The following is a 19034-nucleotide window of genomic DNA, read 5'->3' on the forward strand; positions in this document are numbered from 1 at the left end:
ATTAGTACTTTAAAAAATAACAACTTAAAAAAATATTATATGGCTTTTGATATTGATATGATCAAAGAGGTATATGCAAAGTTTGAACAGCGTGTTACTGCTGCAAAACAACTTACAGGTAAACCTCTTACACTTGCTGAGAAAATTTTATATACTCATTTATGGGATGGAAAGACAACTACAGCCTTTAAAAGAGGTGTAGATTATGTTAATTTTGCTCCAGACAGAATCGCATTACAAGATGCAACTGCTCAAATGGCATTATTACAATTTATGCAGGCAGGTAAAACTAAGGTGGCAGTTCCTACAACAACACATTGTGATCATTTAATTCAAGCTAAAAACGGAGCTAGTTCAGATTTACAGAATGCATTAAACACAAGTAACGAGGTGTTTAATTTCTTAGAATCAGTATCTAATAAATATGGAATAGGTTTTTGGAAACCAGGAGCAGGTATTATTCATCAAGTAGTATTAGAGAATTATGCATTTCCAGGAGGAATGATGATTGGTACCGATTCTCACACCGTAAATGCTGGTGGACTAGGAATGGTGGCTATTGGTGTTGGTGGTGCTGATGCCGTAGACGTTATGGCTGGTATGCCATGGGAATTAAAATTTCCGAAACTAATCGGTGTAAAACTAACAGGTAAATTATCAGGTTGGACAGCGCCCAAAGATGTAATATTAAAAGTAGCAGGTATTGTTTCTGCAAAAGGAGGAACAGGAGCTATTGTAGAATATTTTGGCGAAGGAGCTAAAAATATGTCTTGTACTGGTAAAGGAACCATTTGTAATATGGGGGCTGAAATAGGAGCAACAACTTCTACTTTTGGTTATGATGAGTCTATGGAGCGCTATTTACGTGCTACTGATAGAAGTGATGTAGCAGATGCTGCCAATAAAGTAAAAGAGCACTTAACAGGTGATGCAGAAGTATATGCAAATCCAGAACACTATTTCGATCAAGTGATAGAAATAGATTTATCAGAATTAAGTCCGTTATTAAACGGTCCGTTTACGCCTGATTTATCTACGAAAGTTGGTGCAGATATGACTGCTATTGCAAATAAAAATGATTGGCCTTTAAAAGTAGAATGGGGATTAATAGGTTCTTGTACCAACTCATCTTACGAAGATTTATCAAGAGCCTCATCAATAGCACAGCAAGCAATAGATAAAGGTTTGGGTATAAAAGCTGAATTTGGTATAAACCCAGGTTCGGAAAAAGTTAGATATACTGCAGATAGAGATGGTATTTTAGGAATATTTGAAAAATTAGATGCAAAAATTTTCACCAATGCATGTGGACCATGTATTGGGCAATGGGCTCGTTATGAGGATCCTAAAAATGCACCTAAAAATTCAATTATCCATTCGTTTAACAGAAACTTTGCAAAGCGTGCAGATGGTAATCCAAATACACATGCTTTTGTAGCTTCGCCAGAAATGGTAGCGGCAATTACCATTGCAGGTCGTTTAGATTTTAATCCGATGACGGATAAATTAATCAATAAAAATGGTGAAGAAGTAATGCTAGATGAACCAACAGGTTGGGAATTGCCACCAAAAGGTTTTGAGGTAAAAGATGACGGATATTTAGCGCCAGAAAAAGACGGAAGTAGTGTAGAAATAAATGTAAGTCCAACTTCTGAACGTCTAGAGCTATTAACTCCATTTACTCCATTAGGAAATGATATAAAGGGAGCCAAACTATTAATTAAAGCGTTTGGTAAATGTACTACAGATCATATTTCTATGGCAGGGCCTTGGTTGCGTTACCGTGGGCATTTAGATAATATTTCTAACAACTGTTTAATTGGTGCAGTAAATGCTTTTGGTAAAAAAACAAATTTTATTAAAAACCAATTAAATGGTGAGTTTGGTGGTGTGCCAGATGTTGCTCGTAAATATAAAGCGGCTGGAGTACCAACAATTGTAGTTGGAGACCATAATTATGGTGAAGGTTCTTCTAGAGAACATGCAGCTATGGAACCACGCCATTTAGGAGTTGCAGCAGTTATTGTAAAATCTTTTGCGCGTATTCACGAAACAAACCTTAAAAAACAAGGTATGTTAGGCTTAACGTTTACTAATGAAAGTGATTATGATTTAATTCAAGAAGATGATACTTTTAATTTTGTTGATTTAAATGCATTTGCACCGGGAAAACCATTAACAATTGAAGTTGTTCATACTGATGGATCTAAAGATATTGTTATGGCTAATCACACCTATAATCAAGGGCAAATAGAATGGTATAATGAAGGTTCTGCTTTAAACTTAATTAAAAAGCAAAACGCATAATTATATAATAGTGTTAATAAAAGAGCTCCAGATTTTTATCTGGAGTTCTTTATTTTTGTAATATGGAAGATTTACTTAAACAATTATCAGAAAAACCATTAAAAGTAATAGAGGCATCTATTGCTTTTGAAGAATACATTCCTATCTCAATTTCATCAGAGAATAAACAATTAAATTTTGATGTTTCATCATCATCAGAATGGGAAACATATATTACTCATTATTTAAAAGAGAAAAAAGCGAAAGTAGCTTTTGGAGGTTATTTAGAAAAGAGAAATATTTATAACCGAAGTGAATATTTTACCAAACAATTAAAAGAAAATCAAAGAAATATTCACTTAGGTGTCGATTTATGGTGTGATACTAAAACTAGTGTTTTAGCTGTTTTAGACGGTGAAATTCATAGTTTTAAAAACAATAAAAACCATGGAGATTATGGCCCAACAATTATTTTAAAACATACTGTTGACAATCGTTTTTTTTATTCGCTTTATGGTCATTTATCACAAGATTCACTCAATAATATAAATATCGGAGATAAAGTATCACAAGGTGAAAAAATAGCAGAATTAGGTGATAACTCAGTAAATGGTGATTATGCTCCTCATTTACATTTTCAATTAATAATCGATATGGAAGGTAATCAAGGCGATTATCCAGGAGTATCTTCAGAAAAGATGCTTAATTTTTACAAGGAAAATTGCCCAGACCCTAATTTATTATTAAAATTATCAAATGAAGTATAGACAACTTACCAAAGAGCAATTTGAAGGATTGCATGAAGAATTCGCTCGTTTTTTAGCCTCGCAAAGTATCGATGCTAAAGAATGGAAAGAATTAAAAGAAGAAAAACCGAAAGTAGCTGAAGATGAAATGAATGTTTTTAGTGATGTTGTTTGGGATGATGTGCTTACTAAAACAGCACATTTAGAACATTTTTCTCCAAAAGTTGTGAATTTATTTAAATGTGATGAAGAAGAAATTCACCGTATTGTTATTAAAATAGATAAAGAAATAAATTTATTAGAGCAAGAAGGTTTTGAATGGTTGATGAAAAATCCGAATGACGAAAAAATTGAATTTTTTACAGGAACCAAAAAATACGAACAAGAAAGAAATACCGAAGTTTTCGATTTAATTGAAAAAGGAAGTACTATTTCTAAAGGGGAGTTATTTGAATATTTTAACAAGTTAACATCGTAAGTAACTTTTCAGTTCCTAAACTAGCAACGTCTTTAATAATTGTTAAATTACTAAAGACGTTTTTATTTACAACAGGTTTTGGATCTATAAAATAAATAGGTGTTTTTTCTGAGATATAATCAATCAAACTAGCCGCAGGATATACTTGCATAGAAGTACCAATAATAATTAAAATATCAGCTTTTAAAGTAATTTCAATCGCTTTGTCAAGCATTGGCACATCTTCACCAAACCAAACAATATGTGGTCTTAATTGCGATTTTTCTTCACAAAAATCACCTAAAATAATATCTTTTGTACAGTTATAAATTAAACTAGCATTAGCTGTACTTCTTGCTTTTAACAATTCGCCATGTAAATGTAAAACGTTGGTGCTTTTAGAACGTTCATGTAAATCATCTACATTCTGAGTAATAATATCAACATGATAATTTTTTTCTAATTTTACAAGATTGTAATGTGCTTTATTAGGTGAAACAGCAAGTAATTGTCTTCTACGTTGATTGTAAAAATCGATTACCAATTCAGGGTTTTTATGAAAACCTTCAGGCGTAGCAACTTCGTAAATATCGTGACCTTCCCACAAACCATCAGCATCTCTAAAGGTTTTTATTCCGCTTTCGGCACTAATTCCCGCACCAGTTAATATTACTACTCTTTTTTTCATCAATAAAAATTATACACCTTAAAAATATGAAATTTTAGTATGTTTGTACTATGATTGATGAAGGATTATTTACGTATTTAGAAAGTTTTATTACAGATAATAGAAAAGAAACATTTACAAAAGTATTAAATGAGCGAACACGTCATTTTACCGTTGTTTTAGAAGATATTTACCAACCTCATAATGCAAGTGCGGTTGTGAGAAGTTGTGATATTTTTGGAGTCCAAGATGTATATGCAATTGAAAACAGATTTACCAATAAAGTTTCGCGTCATGTGGCAAAAGGAAGTCAGAAATGGTTAAATATTAACCGCTTTAAAGAAGATGGCGATAATACCAAAGCTTGTTTAGAAGATTTACGAGCAAAAGGATATCAGATAATTGGTACTACACCGCATACCGATTCGTGTGTTTTGGCTGATTTTGATGTTACTAAAAAATCTGCCTTTGTTTTTGGAGCTGAAAAAGACGGAATTTCTGATTACATAAAACAAGAAGCTGACGGGTTTTTAAAAATCCCGATGGTTGGTTTTACCGAAAGTTTAAATATATCAGTTGCTGCTGCAATTACTTTAAATGATGTAACTTCTCGTTTAAGAAAAACTGACGTTGCTTGGCAATTAAGCGATGCTGAAAAGAAAGAATTGTATTTCGAATGGATAAAAAACACCATTAAAAACCCTGATAAGTTAACAGAACACTATTATAAAGAGACTAACAAATAAAAGTATTTGTTAAGCTGAACTCGTTTTGTGTATTTATAAAAAGTATACGTCATTACTAATAAAATGAAGCAATCTTAACTATTGATAAAAGAGATTACTTCGCTCATTCTTCACTCGTAATGACGTAAAGAAACATATTTAGTTTTTTTATATTTCTTTATTGCGAATAAAATGAAGCAATCTTACTATAGAATAAAGAGATTACTTCGTTCATTTTTCACTCGTAATGACGTTAAAAAGTAAGCTTGGTGTTTTTATATTTCGTCATTGCAAATAAAATGAAGCAATCTTAACTATTGATAAAAGAGATTACTTAGTTCATTTTTCACTCATAATGACGTTAAAAAGTAAGCTTGGTGTTTTTATATTTCGTCATTGCGAATTAAATGAAGCAACCTTATTGTGTCGTTAAAAGATTACTTGGTTCATTCCGTAATGAAACTTAATTAGAATTTATAATTTTTAAAACAAGTTCTTTAGTTAGTTTTTGTCCGTTGGCTATTCTTTTGATATTATCAAAAGTAAATACAAAATCACAACTATTTTTGTAATGAGAACATCCGTATGCAGATTTTCCTTTTAAAACTGTTCCTTTTTTACATTTCGGACACGTAATTGTCTCTGTGTTTTTTGATTCTGCTCGAATTGACGTTTGTTTTTGTTCTAGCTTTAAATTGAAATTGTCATCAAAACGAACCAAACCTTCAACTTTATCGTTGCCGTGCTTAAAACCTTTTAAATTAGTAGTACATCCTTTGTCAATCAAACGAATTAATTGATTCTCAGATATTTTTTTATCCATAAATTCGAATGGCAATTTAAAATCACATCCGCTTTTATAACCAGAACACCCGTAAGCGGTACTTCCTTTTAATAATTGCCCGTTTTTACATTTCGGACATTCTTTAGCAACTACTGATTTTTTCTTAGGCGCTGTCTTTTTAGGTGTTGGTTTTGGAACTTCATTTTCTGAAGACAGCCGTTTTGTTTTATTGTTAGAACGCACTTCGTACACTAATTCATCTACCATTTTTTTCATGTTGTTGATGAAAGTTCCGGCATTAAATTCTCCTCTTTCGATTTCTTTTAAACGCTTTTCCCAACGACCAGTTAATTCGGCAGATTTTAATAATTCATTATCAATTAAATCAATTAAATCGATTCCTGTTTGGGTCGGAATCACTAATTTTTTTTGACGTTCGATATATTTTCTTCTAAATAAAGTTTCTATAATACTTGCACGAGTAGACGGACGACCAATGCCGTTTTCTTTCATTAATTCGCGCATTTCATCATCATCAACCTGCTTACCTGCAGTTTCCATAGCACGCAATAAACTTGCTTCGGTATAATTACGTGGTGGTTTGGTTTCTTTCTCTAAAAAACTAGGTTCGTGTGGTCCTTTTTCACCTTTTACAAAAGTAGGTAAGGTGTTTGCTTCTGTTTTTTTAGTATCGTTTCCGTGTTCGAAAACAACACGCCATCCCTTAGATACTATTTCTTTTCCGCTTGTTTTAAAAACTATTTTGTCAACTTCACCAATTACCGAAGTGTTAGAAACATCACTTTCTGGATAAAAAACAGCAATAAAACGACGCGTAATAATATCATAGACTTGTTGTTGATTGTACTGTAAATTATTCTGAATTCCGGTAGGAATAATAGCGTGGTGATCGGTAACTTTTTTATCGTCAAAAATCTTTTTAGATTTCTTTATTTTTTGTCCTAACAGCGGTTTTGTTAACTGACTGTAATTGGTTAATTTACCTAAAATACCTGCTATTTTAGGATATACATCATTGGGTAAAAAAGTAGTATCAACCCTCGGATAGGTAACAACCTTCATTTCGTAAAGCTTCTGTACCATTTTTAAGGTTTCATCTGCAGAAAACCCGAATTTATTATTACAGTATACTTGTAAGCCTGTTAAATCGAATAATTTAGGTGCATATTCTTTTCCTTTCTTTTTGGTAACCGAAGTAATTTCGAAATCGCTTTCTTTTACTTTATCAGCAAAAACCTGACCTTTTTCTTTCTTTAAAAAACGTCCTTCTTCGTAACTAAAAAGTGTTTCGCGATATAAAGTTTGAAGTTCCCAATAAGGTTGTGGCTTAAAATGTTGAATTTCTTTAAAACGATTTACTAACATGGCTAGGGTAGGAGTTTGCACTCTACCTACTGATAATACTTGTTTATAGCCACCAAATTTAACGGTATATAATCGCGTAGCATTTAGGCCTAATAGCCAATCGCCAATGGCACGAGAAAAACCTGCGTAATATAAATTATCGTATTGCGCGGCGGGTTTTAAATTATTAAAACCTTCTCTGATAGCTTCTTCGGTTAAGGAAGAAATCCATAAGCGTTGTACCTCGCCTTTATAATTTGCTTGGTTTATTACCCAGCGTTGTATGAGTTCTCCCTCAGTACCAGCATCCCCACAGTTTATAACAACATCAGCTCTTTCAAATAACGATTTAACGATGTTGAACTGTTTTTTTATACCACCATCGTTGGTTACTTTGGTGTTAAAACGTTCGGGAAGCATGGGTAAGTTATTTAAATCCCAACTTTTCCAATGCGGTTTATAGTCTTTAGGTTCTAAAAGTGTACATAAATGTCCGAAAGTATAGGTAACCGCATAACCATTACCTTCGAAATAACCATCTCGTTTGGTATTGGCTCCTAATATATTAGCAATCTCTCTTGCTACACTTGGCTTCTCGGCGATACAGACTTTCATTAACGCTATTTAGAAACTCGAAATTACTAAAATAAATTGGTTCGTGTAGATAGTAATTTTGGAATATATTATTTGATGATTTATTTTAAAACAAGCACTTTTTTCGTAATAAATTCAAATCATCTGTAAACTGAATAGCTTTCTCAGCTCTATTATATGCGTCTTCAGAATTTTTTAGTGCATTTTTTTTGAATTTACCATTATTAATGGTGGCAATTGATGTTAGAGCTCCTTGTAGCCTTAGCATTACTTCAATATTATTAGCCCCATCTCTGGCAATTGGCCTAAAAGCATCATCAAAAAAAGACGCTACAGGTATTTCTGGTACTTCAATAAGATCATAAATAACTTCTTTAACCTTGTCCATTTCTTTCTGCCATAAAAAAAACAATCTTTCTTGACTACCAATAATTTGTATTGCAGTGCCAGGATCATTAATTCCTGGTGATAAAGCTCTACTTGCAATTTCAGTCAACGATGTTAATCCGAGTCTAGGATCTTCATCAAATAACCTTGTATGACCAACATGAATAGAATTATTAATGCTTTTTTGTAATTTTTTAATATCTAAATCATTGTCAGTGTTAATATATGCAATTACAAAGTTTTCATGAACAAACTTACCAGGAAGACAATTAAGTTGAATTTTTATATTTTTTTCTTGCGCTAATGACTGTAAAGATTCTACATTGATATGTTGAATGTAGCCAATAGAGTTTCCAAAGATAGCTTTACCGTTATCAAATTTATTTTTTATTGGATTCGCTTTTAGGTATGGGTATTTTATATAAGTTGTTAAAGATTTGGATGCAACCATTTCAATTTGATGTATGGTATGCTCTAAACGTCCTAATCTTGAAATTCTATCCACCCATCTTAAAAAGGTTAGTATAACAATTGTAAATAATAATAAAGTGAATAAAAAAAGAATAAACCTACCAGATTTTTGATAATACCCATTATCAAGAGCTATTGTAGCAACTATACTAAATATAAATGCTCCAATAAAAACAGATAAAGCATTTTGCGATACGTCATCTGTTACAACAATTTTGAAGGACCTAGGAGTGGCAGTATTGCTTGCAGACGAAAATGCAGAGATCATTGATGTAACCGAAAATATAGAAATCACCAACATACTAGAAGATATTGTATCTAAAAGTCCCTTAATAGATTCTGTGTCAATTTTAGGAACAAATTCACTCATACCAATACCATCAGCCTCATGTGCCAAAAGAGCACCAAAGACAGAAAATATACAAAATAGAAAAGGTCTAAACCAAAGTTGTTGAAAAATCTTATTGTAGTAAATCCTTATTTTTTTCTTCATTCAATGTAATGTTCTATTATAATGTTTAGCAAGTTTGCTAATAGAAACTTGTTTTAAGTATGTAATATAATAGCTAAATTATCGAAAAACGAGTTAACATTCAAACTAAACTTTCTTAGTCTAAAATTTAATTTTTCGAGTAAAACAAAGTAATATTTAAATATTGCATAAAAATCAGGTGTATTTAATTTTTAGAGGTGCTTTTTAGTTCATATTTTAATTGAAATAGCATTCTCGTAATAATATATAATAAAGTACCTTTGGCGAAGTCTTATTTAAATTTTAACTGTACTCAATAACAAGCTAATTAGCTGTTGTTTTTATGAATAAAAACGGATTTAGGAAACTTAATTTTTTGTTGTTAGCATACAATTATAAAAGTATAATTTATAGCACAAAAACTGAAAACTAAAAGACACAGTAACCTGTTTTAAATAAAAGGAAAAATAAGCGTATATCACCAATATTAATTATTAATGTAAGCTATAATTTTTACTTATCGTTAGGTATTATTTTTCGCATCACATTTTATAATTACAATAAAAGAAAATTAAATTATGATTACAGATATAAAAATAAATAAACCAACACCTATTGCAGTTGATAAAAATATAAAACCATACAAAGGCGGTACTAATATTAGAACCACCATTGAAACTTTAGAAGCTGGTAAATATATATTGGTTACTGATTTTTATAGTAACGGAATTACATTTCTTCAAGAAATACATAAATATCTTCAAAGAAAACTACCTAACAAAACTTTTCAAGAACAACGTGAGTACCGTGCGGAATATCAAAAACTTTCAAATCGTGTTTTGATAGAGGTAGCTGATTATAAATTGGTTGTAAAAAAACCGCCATCAATAGGTTGGTTAGAAAAATTTTATCCTGATAATACAAATTTTCTGCTCACATTTCCTCAAATACAAGGACTCAACAGTGCTTGGCAGTGGAATTTAAAAGGACTTTCTATTCCTGTATTGCGAAATAAAGTACATCCTTATTACGGAACATATTTTCCTACTCGTTTCGAACATTTAGATGTTTTTGATAAATGGTTATCAAAATACGAAGGTCCTAAAAAATCGGCAATTGATGTTGGTATTGGCTGTGGTGTACTTTCTTTTCAGATGATAAAACATGGTTTTCAGAAGGTTTTTGGTACGGATACGAATCCGAATGCGATTGTTGGATTGTCAGAATTTATGGGCAATACAAAGTTGTCTCGAAAGATAGAGTTAGATTTTGGACATCTTTTTGGTAAGTTTAATAAACAAACAGAATTGATTGTTTTTAATCCGCCTTGGTTACCAGAATCTCACGATTCCGCAGCTATTGATAAAGCTATTTATTACAATGATACTTTGTTTCCTGATTTTTTTGAAGAGGCAAAAAAAAGATTATTACCTGAAGGAAAAATAGTGCTTATATTTTCTAATATTGCGCAAATAACTAATGTAACAAAAGAACATCCAATAAAGAAAGAACTTGCTGAAGGAGGAAGATTTCAATTAGAGAAATGTTATACGAAATCAGTGAAAAAAGCTTCAGAAAAAACAAAACGCGATCAGCATTGGCGTGCTTTAGAGGAAGTAGAACTTTGGGTGTTAACCAATAAATAAATTAGTTATTAAAAATATATTTTAATAAAGAAGCGCGATTATCATTTGGTTGATAATCGCGCTTTTTTATTTTCGTTTCGTTAAAAAAACACTAAGTATTCTTTTAAATTTTAAACTCTCGTTGTCTTTTGGCTTCGAAAGTTAAAATGGCAGCGGCTACAGAAACGTTCATCGAATCTATTTGACCTTGCATTGGTATATTGATGTTTTGCGTCGCTTTATCTCTCCAAACTTGTGTTAATCCGGTTGCTTCGGTTCCTACAACTAAAGCAGTTGGTTTGGTGTAGTCGTTTTTGTGATACTCGTTAGAATTTTGAAGCGTAGCACTGTAAATATTTATTTTATGCTGTTGTAAAAAATCAATAATTTCTTCGGATGTTCCTATACCAATCTGATTGGTAAACAAGCAACCAACACTAGAGCGTACAATATTGGGATTAAATAAATCGGTTTTAGGGTTTGCGATAAAAACAGCATCAACATTTGCGGCATCTGCAGTACGCAGCATAGCGCCAATATTACCAGGTTTTTCAATGCCTTCAAAAACTAAAACAAGTGGAGTAGTGGTATTAAATTGAATCGCTTTTAAATTAAAGGCTTTAGATTTAACTACAGCAACCACACCCTCGGTAGTATCTCGATAGGCAATTTTTTGATAAATTTCTTTGGTGATTTCTATGCAGTTTGTAGTCTGTTTTAACAGCTCATTTAAATTTTCGTTAGATAACATATTCGGAACAAATAAAATAGTTTCTATTTCATAACCACCGCTAACAACTAAAGATATTTCACGTTGCCCTTCAACTAAAAACAATCCCTTCTTTTTTCGCTCTCGAGATTTATCTTGAAGTTTTAATAAATCTTTGATATAAGGATTCTGTATGCTGCTAATCTGTTTCATAAATACAAAAATACCCAATTAAGGGTATTTTTGATAGTATTTATAATACAATTTATAATTGAATTATAAAGCTGTTGTAATATTGATATATAACGTCGTTATGAGAAATTTTTAATTTCGAAGTACTCTTAAAATTAGGAACTCATAACTTAAAGATTCCTTCACGTTGCTCGGAATGACGTTTTTTACAATACTAATTTTTTATTATTGATTTTTATATTTATTAGAATAACGTTTCCAAAGTTTTGTTTGGTGCGATTCTAAGCTAATTTTTCGGCCTTGTATAAAAGCTTCATTTAAAATATTTGTTCGCATATCTAAAGCATCACCTTCAGAAATAAATAACGTAGCATCTTTACCAACTTCTAAAGTACCAACTTTATCATCAATACCTAAAATCTTCGCATTGTTTTGAGTAATTAACTGTAAAGCTTTTTCTTTTCCTAATCCGTAAGTAGCATATGTACCTGCGTAAAAAGGAATGTTACGAGCGCTCATACGTTCCATATCACCTTCCATACCTAAACCAATTAAAATACCAGCGTCTGATAATATTTTAGCAGCACGATAAGGTAAATCGTAATCTTCATCTTCGGCACTAGGTAAACGGTGTGCACGTTCTAAAATTACCGGAATATTATTTTGTTTTAATAAATCAGCAACCTTTTCAGCTTCTTGTCCGTGAACAATTACTAAATTTTTAATTCCTACCTTTTTTAATGTAGTAACAGCATCTGTAATCGTTTTTTGACCACTCACATGCACAAACATTTTTTGAGACCCGTTTAAAACATTTTGTAATGCTTCGTAAGGTAAAATTTCAGCTGTTTTATCACTTGCTAAATAGGCTTTTGCACTATTGATATAGCTAGTTATTTGAGCTATATTTTTTGCATAATCTTTATTTGGTTTTAATCCAGGTTCTTCACCTAACCACCAACGGCCGGTGCTAAAATTACTAGGCCAATTCATATGAATACCATCATCTGTTTTTAAAGCAGCATCTTCCCAGTTCCAAGCATCAAACTGAACTACAGATGATGTTCCTGAAATAACACCACCACGTGGCGTAATTTGCGCCATTAAAACTCCGTTCGGACGCATAGATTCAATTACTTTACTTTCGGTATTATATGCTATTATACTACGAATATGTGGTAGCATAGAACCTACTTCATCAAAATCTCTAGTAGCTCTTACGGCATCTATTTCTGCTAAACCTAAAGACGTGTTTGCTGCAATAAACCCAGGATATACGTGTTTTCCTTTAGCATTAATTACTGTTCCTATTCTAGCAATTTTCATCATTGCACTACCAACGAAAGAAATTTTACCTTCAGAAAACATGATTAAAGAATTTTCGATAATTTTTCCGTTTCCTAAATGAGCGGTAGCACCTTCAATGCTATAATCTTGCGTTTGTTTGGGCGCAGGTGTTTGTTGTGCTAGCATATTTCCTAAGAATAAGAAACAAACTAAACTATATATTATTTTAAATTTCATGTTTATTCTTTTTAAGTTCTTATTCTGTATCACAGTGAAATAATTTTTTAGCTTTCTTAATAGGGGCTTGTGTTTTAGCGCCTTTTAATTTTTCTTTTAGCATCATATTAATCAGTTTCGAACGCTCATTTTTTATAACTGCACGTTTTTCTTTATCCTTTTTAATATCAAAATAAAGCGTACCATCAATAATGGTGTTTTCTGCTTTAGAATAAATTGATAACGGGTTACCGCTCCATAAAACAACATCAGCATCTTTACCAACTTTAATACTACCTGTGCGGTCGTTTAAGTGTAATAATTTAGCAGGATTTATGGTAACTGTTGCCCAAGCTTCTTGTTCAGATAAACCACCATACTTAATTAATTTAGCAGCTTCTTGATTTAAACGACGAGACATTTCTGCATCATCAGAATTTATAGCCACCGTAATACCTTGGTTGTGCATAATTGCAGCATTGTAAGGAATTGCATCGTTAACTTCGTATTTGTAAGCCCACCAATCTGCAAATGTAGAACCACCAGCGCCGTGTTCTTTCATTTTATCAGCAACTTTATAACCTTCTAAAATATGTGTAAAAGTGTTGATGTTAAAATTGAATTTTTCAGCAACTTTCATTAGCATATTAATTTCAGACTGTACATAAGAGTGACATGAAATAAAACGTTCTTTATTAATAATTTCAGCCAACGTTTCTAACTCAATATCTTTGCGATATGGTTGTCCGTTTTTCTTTTTAGTATCGTATTCTTTTGCTCTTTGAAAATAATCGATATAAACCTGTTCAACTCCCATACGTGTTTGTGGAAAACGAACTGTTTGAGAATCTCCCCAGTTAGATTGTTTTACATTTTCACCTAAAGCAAATTTGATGAATTTAGGCGTATTTTTATAAATTAATCCATCAGCTTCTTCTCCCCATTTTAATTTGATAATTGCAGAGCGACCACCAATTGGATTTGCAGAACCATGTAGAATTTGAATAGAAGTAACTCCACCAGCAATGTTTCTGTAAATATTAATATCATCAGGATCTACAACATCTTCAATAGTTACTTCGGCAGTAGAGTTGTGACCAGATTCGTTTACTGCAGAAGTTGCGATATGCGAATGTTCATCAATAATACCAGCAGTTAAGAATTTACCAGTTCCATCGATAGTTTTAGCACCACGATTTGAAAGATTTTTTCCTATCTGATAAATTTTACCATCTTTAATTAAAACATCCGTATTTGTTAAAACTTCATTTTTTTCTGAAGTCCAGACTGTTGCGTTTTTAATTAAAATAGTTTCTTGTTGTGGTTTAGTATAGTTTCCAAAACCTATATTCGGATAAGAAACAGCAACTACAGAAGGTTCTTTTTCTTTTTTCTTATCGTCTTTCTTAGCTTCTTTTTTAGAATTGAAAGTAGCTGTCCAATTAGTTTCGTTTCCGCTATTATTAATCGCAGTTCCGTTTAGGTTTTTATTATCAACAAACCCTGACAAACGAGAAAAATTATCGCCATCTCTTAAGGTAATTTTTACCCAATTATCTGCAAATGAAAACTTAGAACTAATTTTTTTAGCATCCTTTTTTATAGTAGCTTTTTGCTTAGTTCCTTTTCCGCTGATAGACATTTTATATGTTTCTCCGTTTACAGCTAAAGTATATTCACCAGAAATATCTTTAATAGTAATATCGTTTACTATGTTTTTATCTCCTTGCACCCAGTTTTCGTAAAGCGTTGTATTTTTATCAAAAATATCACCAGAAGTAATTAAAAAGTTAGCATGGCTACCTTTATTTAAATTTCCGATTTTATCGTTTTGTAAAATTTTAGCAGGAATACTTGTTAAAGCTTCTAAAGCTGTTGTTTTATCTAAACCAAACTTTATTGCCTTTTGTAAATTAGCTGTAAAGTCAGTAGTTTTTTTTAACTTATAAGTAGTTAATGCAAAAGGAACATTATTTTTAGCAAGTGCCGCAGGATTTGCAGGCTCTTGATTCCATTTACGCATATCGCTTAATGCAATTTTATCTGCTAAAAAAGCATTACTTACATCGTAAGCTTTTCTGAAGTTGATAGGAATAATAAAAGTAGCGTTGGTGTTTTTAATAGCGTTGATACGTTCGTATTCGTTACCACCACCTACAATTGTATACTGAATTCCGAATTCATCACCAACTTTATCAGCACGTAAATCATCTAAATAATTACCCGCTCTAAATATTTGAGGAAGGTCTTTTTTGTCATTTAAAGCTTGTAAAGCTAAATCGGTATTTTCTATATTTCCTTTAGCATACCAAGCGGCATCTAAATACGTTTGTCTTAGCAATGCCATGGCTCCCATACGAGATGTTGGGTAAGATTGGCGTGTTTTATTGCTTTTACTAAAAGAAAGGTAATTAGCAGATTGCTTATTTAAAATGCGATACGCATCAGAAGTTGCAGTGTTTAAAGTTACTAACACACCATTACCTTGCATAATACCATCTTCTAAATGTGTATTTACAGTACCAAAACCTAAGTTTAATAACTCTTTAGCTTTTTTAGTATCGAATTTAAAATCGTTAAAAGAATTTACGTCAGGTCTAATATGATCGTTCCAATAGTATCCTTTTCTGCTAGCATCGTATTGTGGTCCTTGTCCGCGACCACCTTCTCTTTTAGGTGCTTTTATTCCAAAATCAGAATACACATCAATAAAAGAAGGGTAAATAGTTTTACCATTTAAATTAACGGTTTCAGTTCCTTTAGGAATTGCAACAGATTTACCTATTTCTAAAACTTTACCGTCTTTAATAAGTAGTGTTCCTTTTTTAATAATGTTGGTTGGACTTACATAAATTTTTGCATTTGTAAATGCATATAATTTATTTTTTGATGTTTTAACTCCCTTATTACTTGGAAAGTATTCTTGTGCATGTACTATTGATACACAAAGGAATAAGAGTAGAATGAGTATTTTTTTCATTGATGATTTAAGTTGATTTATGTGATAAAGATATTTATTTAATAATGAGCAGATAACGTTTTAACAAATAATTAAGATTACTTTAAGACTAGATTTCCGATTTTTTGATCGCCAGATAACCATGCCGTGTTTTTATCGACAAACTTAATAGCGTAATAAGAATCACTGCTTACTTCCGTCCAGGTATGTCCGCCATCGTTAGAAAATGAGATTCCGGTTTTACCAACTGCAAAAATTTCTTTACCGTTGCTATCAGGAACATATTGTACGCAACTTTTATAATTCGGGTTTTGATTATCGGCAACTAACGTCCAAGTTTTTCCACCATCAGTAGTAATTGCTTTATTAGCACAATTATCATTAGGTTTTGCATAATTACCACCAATAGCAATTCCGTTATTTTCATCGTAAAAATCGATAGAATAGATTCCTTGTGGCCCGTTACCTTGAATTATAGGCGTATCATAAATTTGCCAAGTTTGTCCAAAATCAGTTGATTTTAAAATCCTTGCTTTAGTTCCGCCTGAGGCAATCCAAACCGTATTATTTACAATTTTTATATTGGTATTACTAGCTGCAAAAAAAGCTTCACCTTCTTCAAAAATAGGTGAGTTCTCACAAGATAATTTGTTCCAAGTAGTTCCACCATCCGAAGTTAAAATAATAGAAGCACAATTTTCGGTAGGATCACCAACTGCGATACCATGTTTACCATCTGCAAAGAATTTCATGCTGTCGTAAAATACTTTTTCATGCACTTCTTTGTAAACTAAAGAGGTTTGTTTTTTAGCGTTATCTAATTTGTATAATAAAGCAGGATTGCCAATACTTAACACAAAAATATCGGTTCCGTTATAAGCAATACTTCTAAAATTAGGAATGAGAGTGTCATTTTTATTAATATTGATAAAAGAATTTTTACCCCATTTTTTACCGTTACTTTTTGTAAAACCAATTTTTCCGTTAGAGGCAGCATAGTACAAACTAGTTTTATTTATTGGATAAATAGCTCTAATACTAGCGCTATCTTTTTTAAATTCGATAATATTTATTTTTTTTATGGTTCTTGGTTGGTATTCCTTCTTGCAAGAAAAAGAAATAAAAGCGGCTATAATTAAAAGCGAAAAGTGTTTCATTTTTTGTATATTTTTACAAAACTAAAAATAGATAAAATCAAATCAATTATATGAAAAAAGCATTGGTAATTTCTGGAGGTGGAAGCAAAGGAGCATTTGCAGGCGGTGTAGTTGAGTTTTTGATGAAAGAAAAGAAAAATGATTATGATTTGTTTTTAGGAACCTCTACAGGAAGTTTAATGGTTTCTCATTTAGCTTTAAAAAAGATAGATTCTTTAAAGGAATTATATACCAATGTAAATCAAAAATCTATTTTTAGTAACAGTCCTTTTAAAATAACAAAAGTTCATGGAGAAAAAGTAATTTCTATTCGCCATATAAATACTTTTTGGAATTTTTTAAATGGTAGAAAAACTTTTGGTGAGAGTAAAAATTTGCGAAAGCTTATAAAGAAAAATGTTACGCGAGAAATGTATGATGAAATTCGAAAAAACAACAAAGAAGTTGTGGTAACGGTTTCTAACTTAACTGCAAATCAAATAGAGTATAAATCAATATCGGAATGTAGTTATGATGACTTTTGTGATTGGATTTGGGGTTCGTGTAACTACGTGCCTTTTATGAGTTTGTTAGAAAAAAACAGCTGCCAATATGCAGATGGTGGTTTTGGAAGTTTAGTACCAATTAGAGAAGCCATTTTACGAGGCGCAAAAGAAATTGATGCTATTATTTTAGAAACGGAGGTTACTCAGATTAATAGATTACCTGCTAAAAATCCGTTTACGTTAATGCTTGATGTTTTTGATTTTATGCTCGAAAATGTAGAGCGTCATAACATCACCATAGGTAAATTATCAGCAAAGCATCATGATGTAAAGCTTAATTTATATTACACACCAACCGTTTTAACAACGAATTCATTGGTTTTTGATAAAGAAAAAATGAAAAAATGGTGGACATCGGGTTATTTATATGCAAAAAGACTAGACGATGAAAAAATGAGTCAGTTTAGACCAGAAATGATAGCAAATAAAGAAATAGAAGAAGGTTTAGAAAATGAATAATTTATGCAATTCGGAAAAGTAAATAATCCAGCGTTAATAGATTATACGTTGCCAATTATCAACTTAAAAACAAAAGATGTTTTAAAATTTGTTGCTACTAAAGAGAAACAAAACATATATGTTGGTTGTGCAAAATGGAATAAAGCAGATTTAAAAGGGTTTTATCCGAAGGGAACAAAAGATGAATTAGTATATTATTCTAAACAGTTTAACTCAATAGAATTAAATGCTACATTTTATCGCCTTTTTGCAGCAGAACAGTTTGAGAAATGGAAATTAAAAACACCTAAGGGATTTAAGTTTTTTCCGAAATTAACACAAGACATTAGTCATTTTAAACGCTTACAAGGCACTCAAGATTTTGTAAACTCGTTTTTAGATAATTCAGCACATTTACAAGATAGGTTAGGAACTATTTTTTTACAAATGCATGCTGATTTTGGACCAGAAAACTTTAAAGCACTTAAAAATTTTGTGATTAGTTGGCCTAAAGCAATTCCGTTAGCGATAGAAGTTAGGCATAAAGAATGGTTTTCTAACACTACTATTTTTGATGAATTCACCCAGTTATTGCAAGAAAACAACATAGCAAACATATTAGTTGACACATCGGGCAGGCGAGACATGTTGCATATGAGTTTAACAAATAACGAAGCTTTTATACGATTTGTAGGTGCAAATCATCCGTCGGATTATGAACGTTTAGATGCTTGGGTGTATCGACTAAAAGAATGGAGCGATTTAGGATTAAAAAACATACACTTTTTTATTCATCAGAATATAGAAGTGGAATCTCCTTTGTTAGCAGCTTATTTTATTAAAAAATTAAACAAAGAATTAGGAACAGATTTAAAAGTTCCTAATGAAAATATTCAGCAACAAATGAGCTTGTTGTAAAGTGAAAAATCCAGCTTTAAAAGCTGTATTTTTT

Annotated in this window: 14 protein-coding genes; 7 read left to right on the top strand and 7 right to left on the bottom strand. The window is 31.6% G+C overall.

The genetic code is table 11. From position 1 onward, the window contains the following. Positions 1-39 precede the first annotated feature (39 nt). The 3 genes from AC28QF_RS00545 to AC28QF_RS00555 all read left to right on the top strand — a co-directional run bounded on the left by AC28QF_RS00545 (position 40) and on the right by AC28QF_RS00555 (position 3510). Positions 40-2307, top strand: a complete 2268-nt coding sequence (locus AC28QF_RS00545) for an aconitate hydratase (protein WP_488200301.1) — start codon at positions 40-42, stop codon at positions 2305-2307. Positions 2308-2369: 62 nt separating this feature from the next. Then, positions 2370-3053, top strand: a complete 684-nt coding sequence (locus AC28QF_RS00550) for a peptidoglycan DD-metalloendopeptidase family protein (RefSeq protein ID WP_488200300.1) — start codon at positions 2370-2372, stop codon at positions 3051-3053. After that, positions 3043-3510: a DUF6495 family protein gene (locus AC28QF_RS00555; RefSeq protein WP_488200299.1), complete on the top strand. Its 468-nt coding sequence runs from the start codon at positions 3043-3045 to the stop codon at positions 3508-3510. The genes AC28QF_RS00550 and AC28QF_RS00555 overlap by 11 nt, the downstream gene beginning before the upstream one ends. Here AC28QF_RS00555 and AC28QF_RS00560 read toward each other — a convergent pair. Next, positions 3491-4177: an SIR2 family NAD-dependent protein deacylase gene (locus tag AC28QF_RS00560; RefSeq protein ID WP_488200298.1), complete on the bottom strand. Its 687-nt coding sequence runs from the start codon at positions 4175-4177 to the stop codon at positions 3491-3493. The genes AC28QF_RS00555 and AC28QF_RS00560 overlap by 20 nt on opposite strands. A 50-nt stretch (positions 4178-4227) precedes the next feature. Here AC28QF_RS00560 and AC28QF_RS00565 point away from each other — a divergent pair, with 50 nt between their 5' ends. Further along, on the top strand, positions 4228-4902 hold the full coding sequence (locus tag AC28QF_RS00565) for a TrmH family RNA methyltransferase (protein ID WP_488200297.1): 675 nt from the start codon (positions 4228-4230) through the stop codon (positions 4900-4902). A 442-nt stretch (positions 4903-5344) separates the two neighbouring features. On the opposite strand, the gene AC28QF_RS00570 is transcribed toward AC28QF_RS00565, so the two are convergent. Together AC28QF_RS00570 and AC28QF_RS00575 are read right to left on the bottom strand one after the other, a co-directional pair. Next, complete coding sequence (locus AC28QF_RS00570) at positions 5345-7645, bottom strand: type IA DNA topoisomerase (protein WP_488200296.1); 2301 nt, start codon at positions 7643-7645, stop codon at positions 5345-5347. Between the two features lie 85 nt (positions 7646-7730). After that, complete coding sequence (locus AC28QF_RS00575) at positions 7731-8975, bottom strand: DUF2254 domain-containing protein (protein WP_488200295.1); 1245 nt, start codon at positions 8973-8975, stop codon at positions 7731-7733. Positions 8976-9532: 557 nt separating this feature from the next. Here AC28QF_RS00575 and AC28QF_RS00580 point away from each other — a divergent pair. Beyond that, positions 9533-10600 (top strand): methyltransferase, encoded by a 1068-nt coding sequence (locus AC28QF_RS00580; RefSeq protein ID WP_488200294.1) that lies wholly within the window; start codon positions 9533-9535, stop codon positions 10598-10600. 103 nt (positions 10601-10703) lie between these two features. Here the strand turns inward: AC28QF_RS00580 and AC28QF_RS00585 are convergent, their stop codons facing one another. From AC28QF_RS00585 to AC28QF_RS00600, 4 genes are all read right to left on the bottom strand, one after another. Further along, positions 10704-11501, bottom strand: a complete 798-nt coding sequence (locus tag AC28QF_RS00585; protein ID WP_488200293.1) for a TrmH family RNA methyltransferase — start codon at positions 11499-11501, stop codon at positions 10704-10706. 204 nt (positions 11502-11705) lie between these two features. Next, positions 11706-13004, bottom strand: a complete 1299-nt coding sequence (locus tag AC28QF_RS00590; protein ID WP_488200292.1) for an amidohydrolase family protein — start codon at positions 13002-13004, stop codon at positions 11706-11708. Between the two features lie 19 nt (positions 13005-13023). Then, positions 13024-15963: an amidohydrolase family protein gene (locus tag AC28QF_RS00595; protein WP_488200291.1), complete on the bottom strand. Its 2940-nt coding sequence runs from the start codon at positions 15961-15963 to the stop codon at positions 13024-13026. 77 nt (positions 15964-16040) lie between these two features. After that, a complete protein-coding gene (locus AC28QF_RS00600) occupies positions 16041-17099 on the bottom strand; it encodes a WD40/YVTN/BNR-like repeat-containing protein (RefSeq protein ID WP_488200290.1) in 1059 nt (352 codons plus the stop codon). A gap of 50 nt (positions 17100-17149) precedes the next feature. Here AC28QF_RS00600 and AC28QF_RS00605 point away from each other — a divergent pair, with 50 nt between their 5' ends. Together AC28QF_RS00605 and AC28QF_RS00610 are read left to right on the top strand one after the other, a co-directional pair. Then, positions 17150-18103 (top strand): patatin-like phospholipase family protein, encoded by a 954-nt coding sequence (locus AC28QF_RS00605; protein WP_488200289.1) that lies wholly within the window; start codon positions 17150-17152, stop codon positions 18101-18103. 3 nt (positions 18104-18106) lie between these two features. Continuing rightward, the gene (locus AC28QF_RS00610) at positions 18107-19000 is read left to right on the top strand and encodes a DUF72 domain-containing protein (protein ID WP_488200288.1); all 894 of its coding nucleotides are present in this window, start codon (positions 18107-18109) and stop codon (positions 18998-19000) included. Positions 19001-19034: the final 34 nt, after the last annotated feature.

The organism is Tenacibaculum sp. M1.3A, assembly GCF_057732375.1.

Bases quoted from the DNA above. Each gene is read 5' to 3' on its own strand.
- AC28QF_RS00545 (WP_488200301.1), top strand. From the start codon at position 40: ATGGCTTTTGATATTGATATGATCAAAGAGGTATATGCAAAGTTTGAA.
- AC28QF_RS00550 (WP_488200300.1), top strand. From the start codon at position 2,370: ATGGAAGATTTACTTAAACAATTATCAGAAAAACCATTAAAAGTAATA.
- AC28QF_RS00555 (WP_488200299.1), top strand. From the start codon at position 3,043: ATGAAGTATAGACAACTTACCAAAGAGCAATTTGAAGGATTGCATGAA.
- AC28QF_RS00560 (WP_488200298.1), bottom strand. From the start codon at position 4,177: ATGAAAAAAAGAGTAGTAATATTAACTGGTGCGGGAATTAGTGCCGAA.
- AC28QF_RS00565 (WP_488200297.1), top strand. From the start codon at position 4,228: ATGATTGATGAAGGATTATTTACGTATTTAGAAAGTTTTATTACAGAT.
- AC28QF_RS00570 (WP_488200296.1), bottom strand. From the start codon at position 7,645: ATGAAAGTCTGTATCGCCGAGAAGCCAAGTGTAGCAAGAGAGATTGCT.
- AC28QF_RS00575 (WP_488200295.1), bottom strand. From the start codon at position 8,975: ATGAAGAAAAAAATAAGGATTTACTACAATAAGATTTTTCAACAACTT.
- AC28QF_RS00580 (WP_488200294.1), top strand. From the start codon at position 9,533: ATGATTACAGATATAAAAATAAATAAACCAACACCTATTGCAGTTGAT.
- AC28QF_RS00585 (WP_488200293.1), bottom strand. From the start codon at position 11,501: ATGAAACAGATTAGCAGCATACAGAATCCTTATATCAAAGATTTATTA.
- AC28QF_RS00590 (WP_488200292.1), bottom strand. From the start codon at position 13,004: ATGAAATTTAAAATAATATATAGTTTAGTTTGTTTCTTATTCTTAGGA.
- AC28QF_RS00595 (WP_488200291.1), bottom strand. From the start codon at position 15,963: ATGAAAAAAATACTCATTCTACTCTTATTCCTTTGTGTATCAATAGTA.
- AC28QF_RS00600 (WP_488200290.1), bottom strand. From the start codon at position 17,099: ATGAAACACTTTTCGCTTTTAATTATAGCCGCTTTTATTTCTTTTTCT.
- AC28QF_RS00605 (WP_488200289.1), top strand. From the start codon at position 17,150: ATGAAAAAAGCATTGGTAATTTCTGGAGGTGGAAGCAAAGGAGCATTT.
- AC28QF_RS00610 (WP_488200288.1), top strand. From the start codon at position 18,107: ATGCAATTCGGAAAAGTAAATAATCCAGCGTTAATAGATTATACGTTG.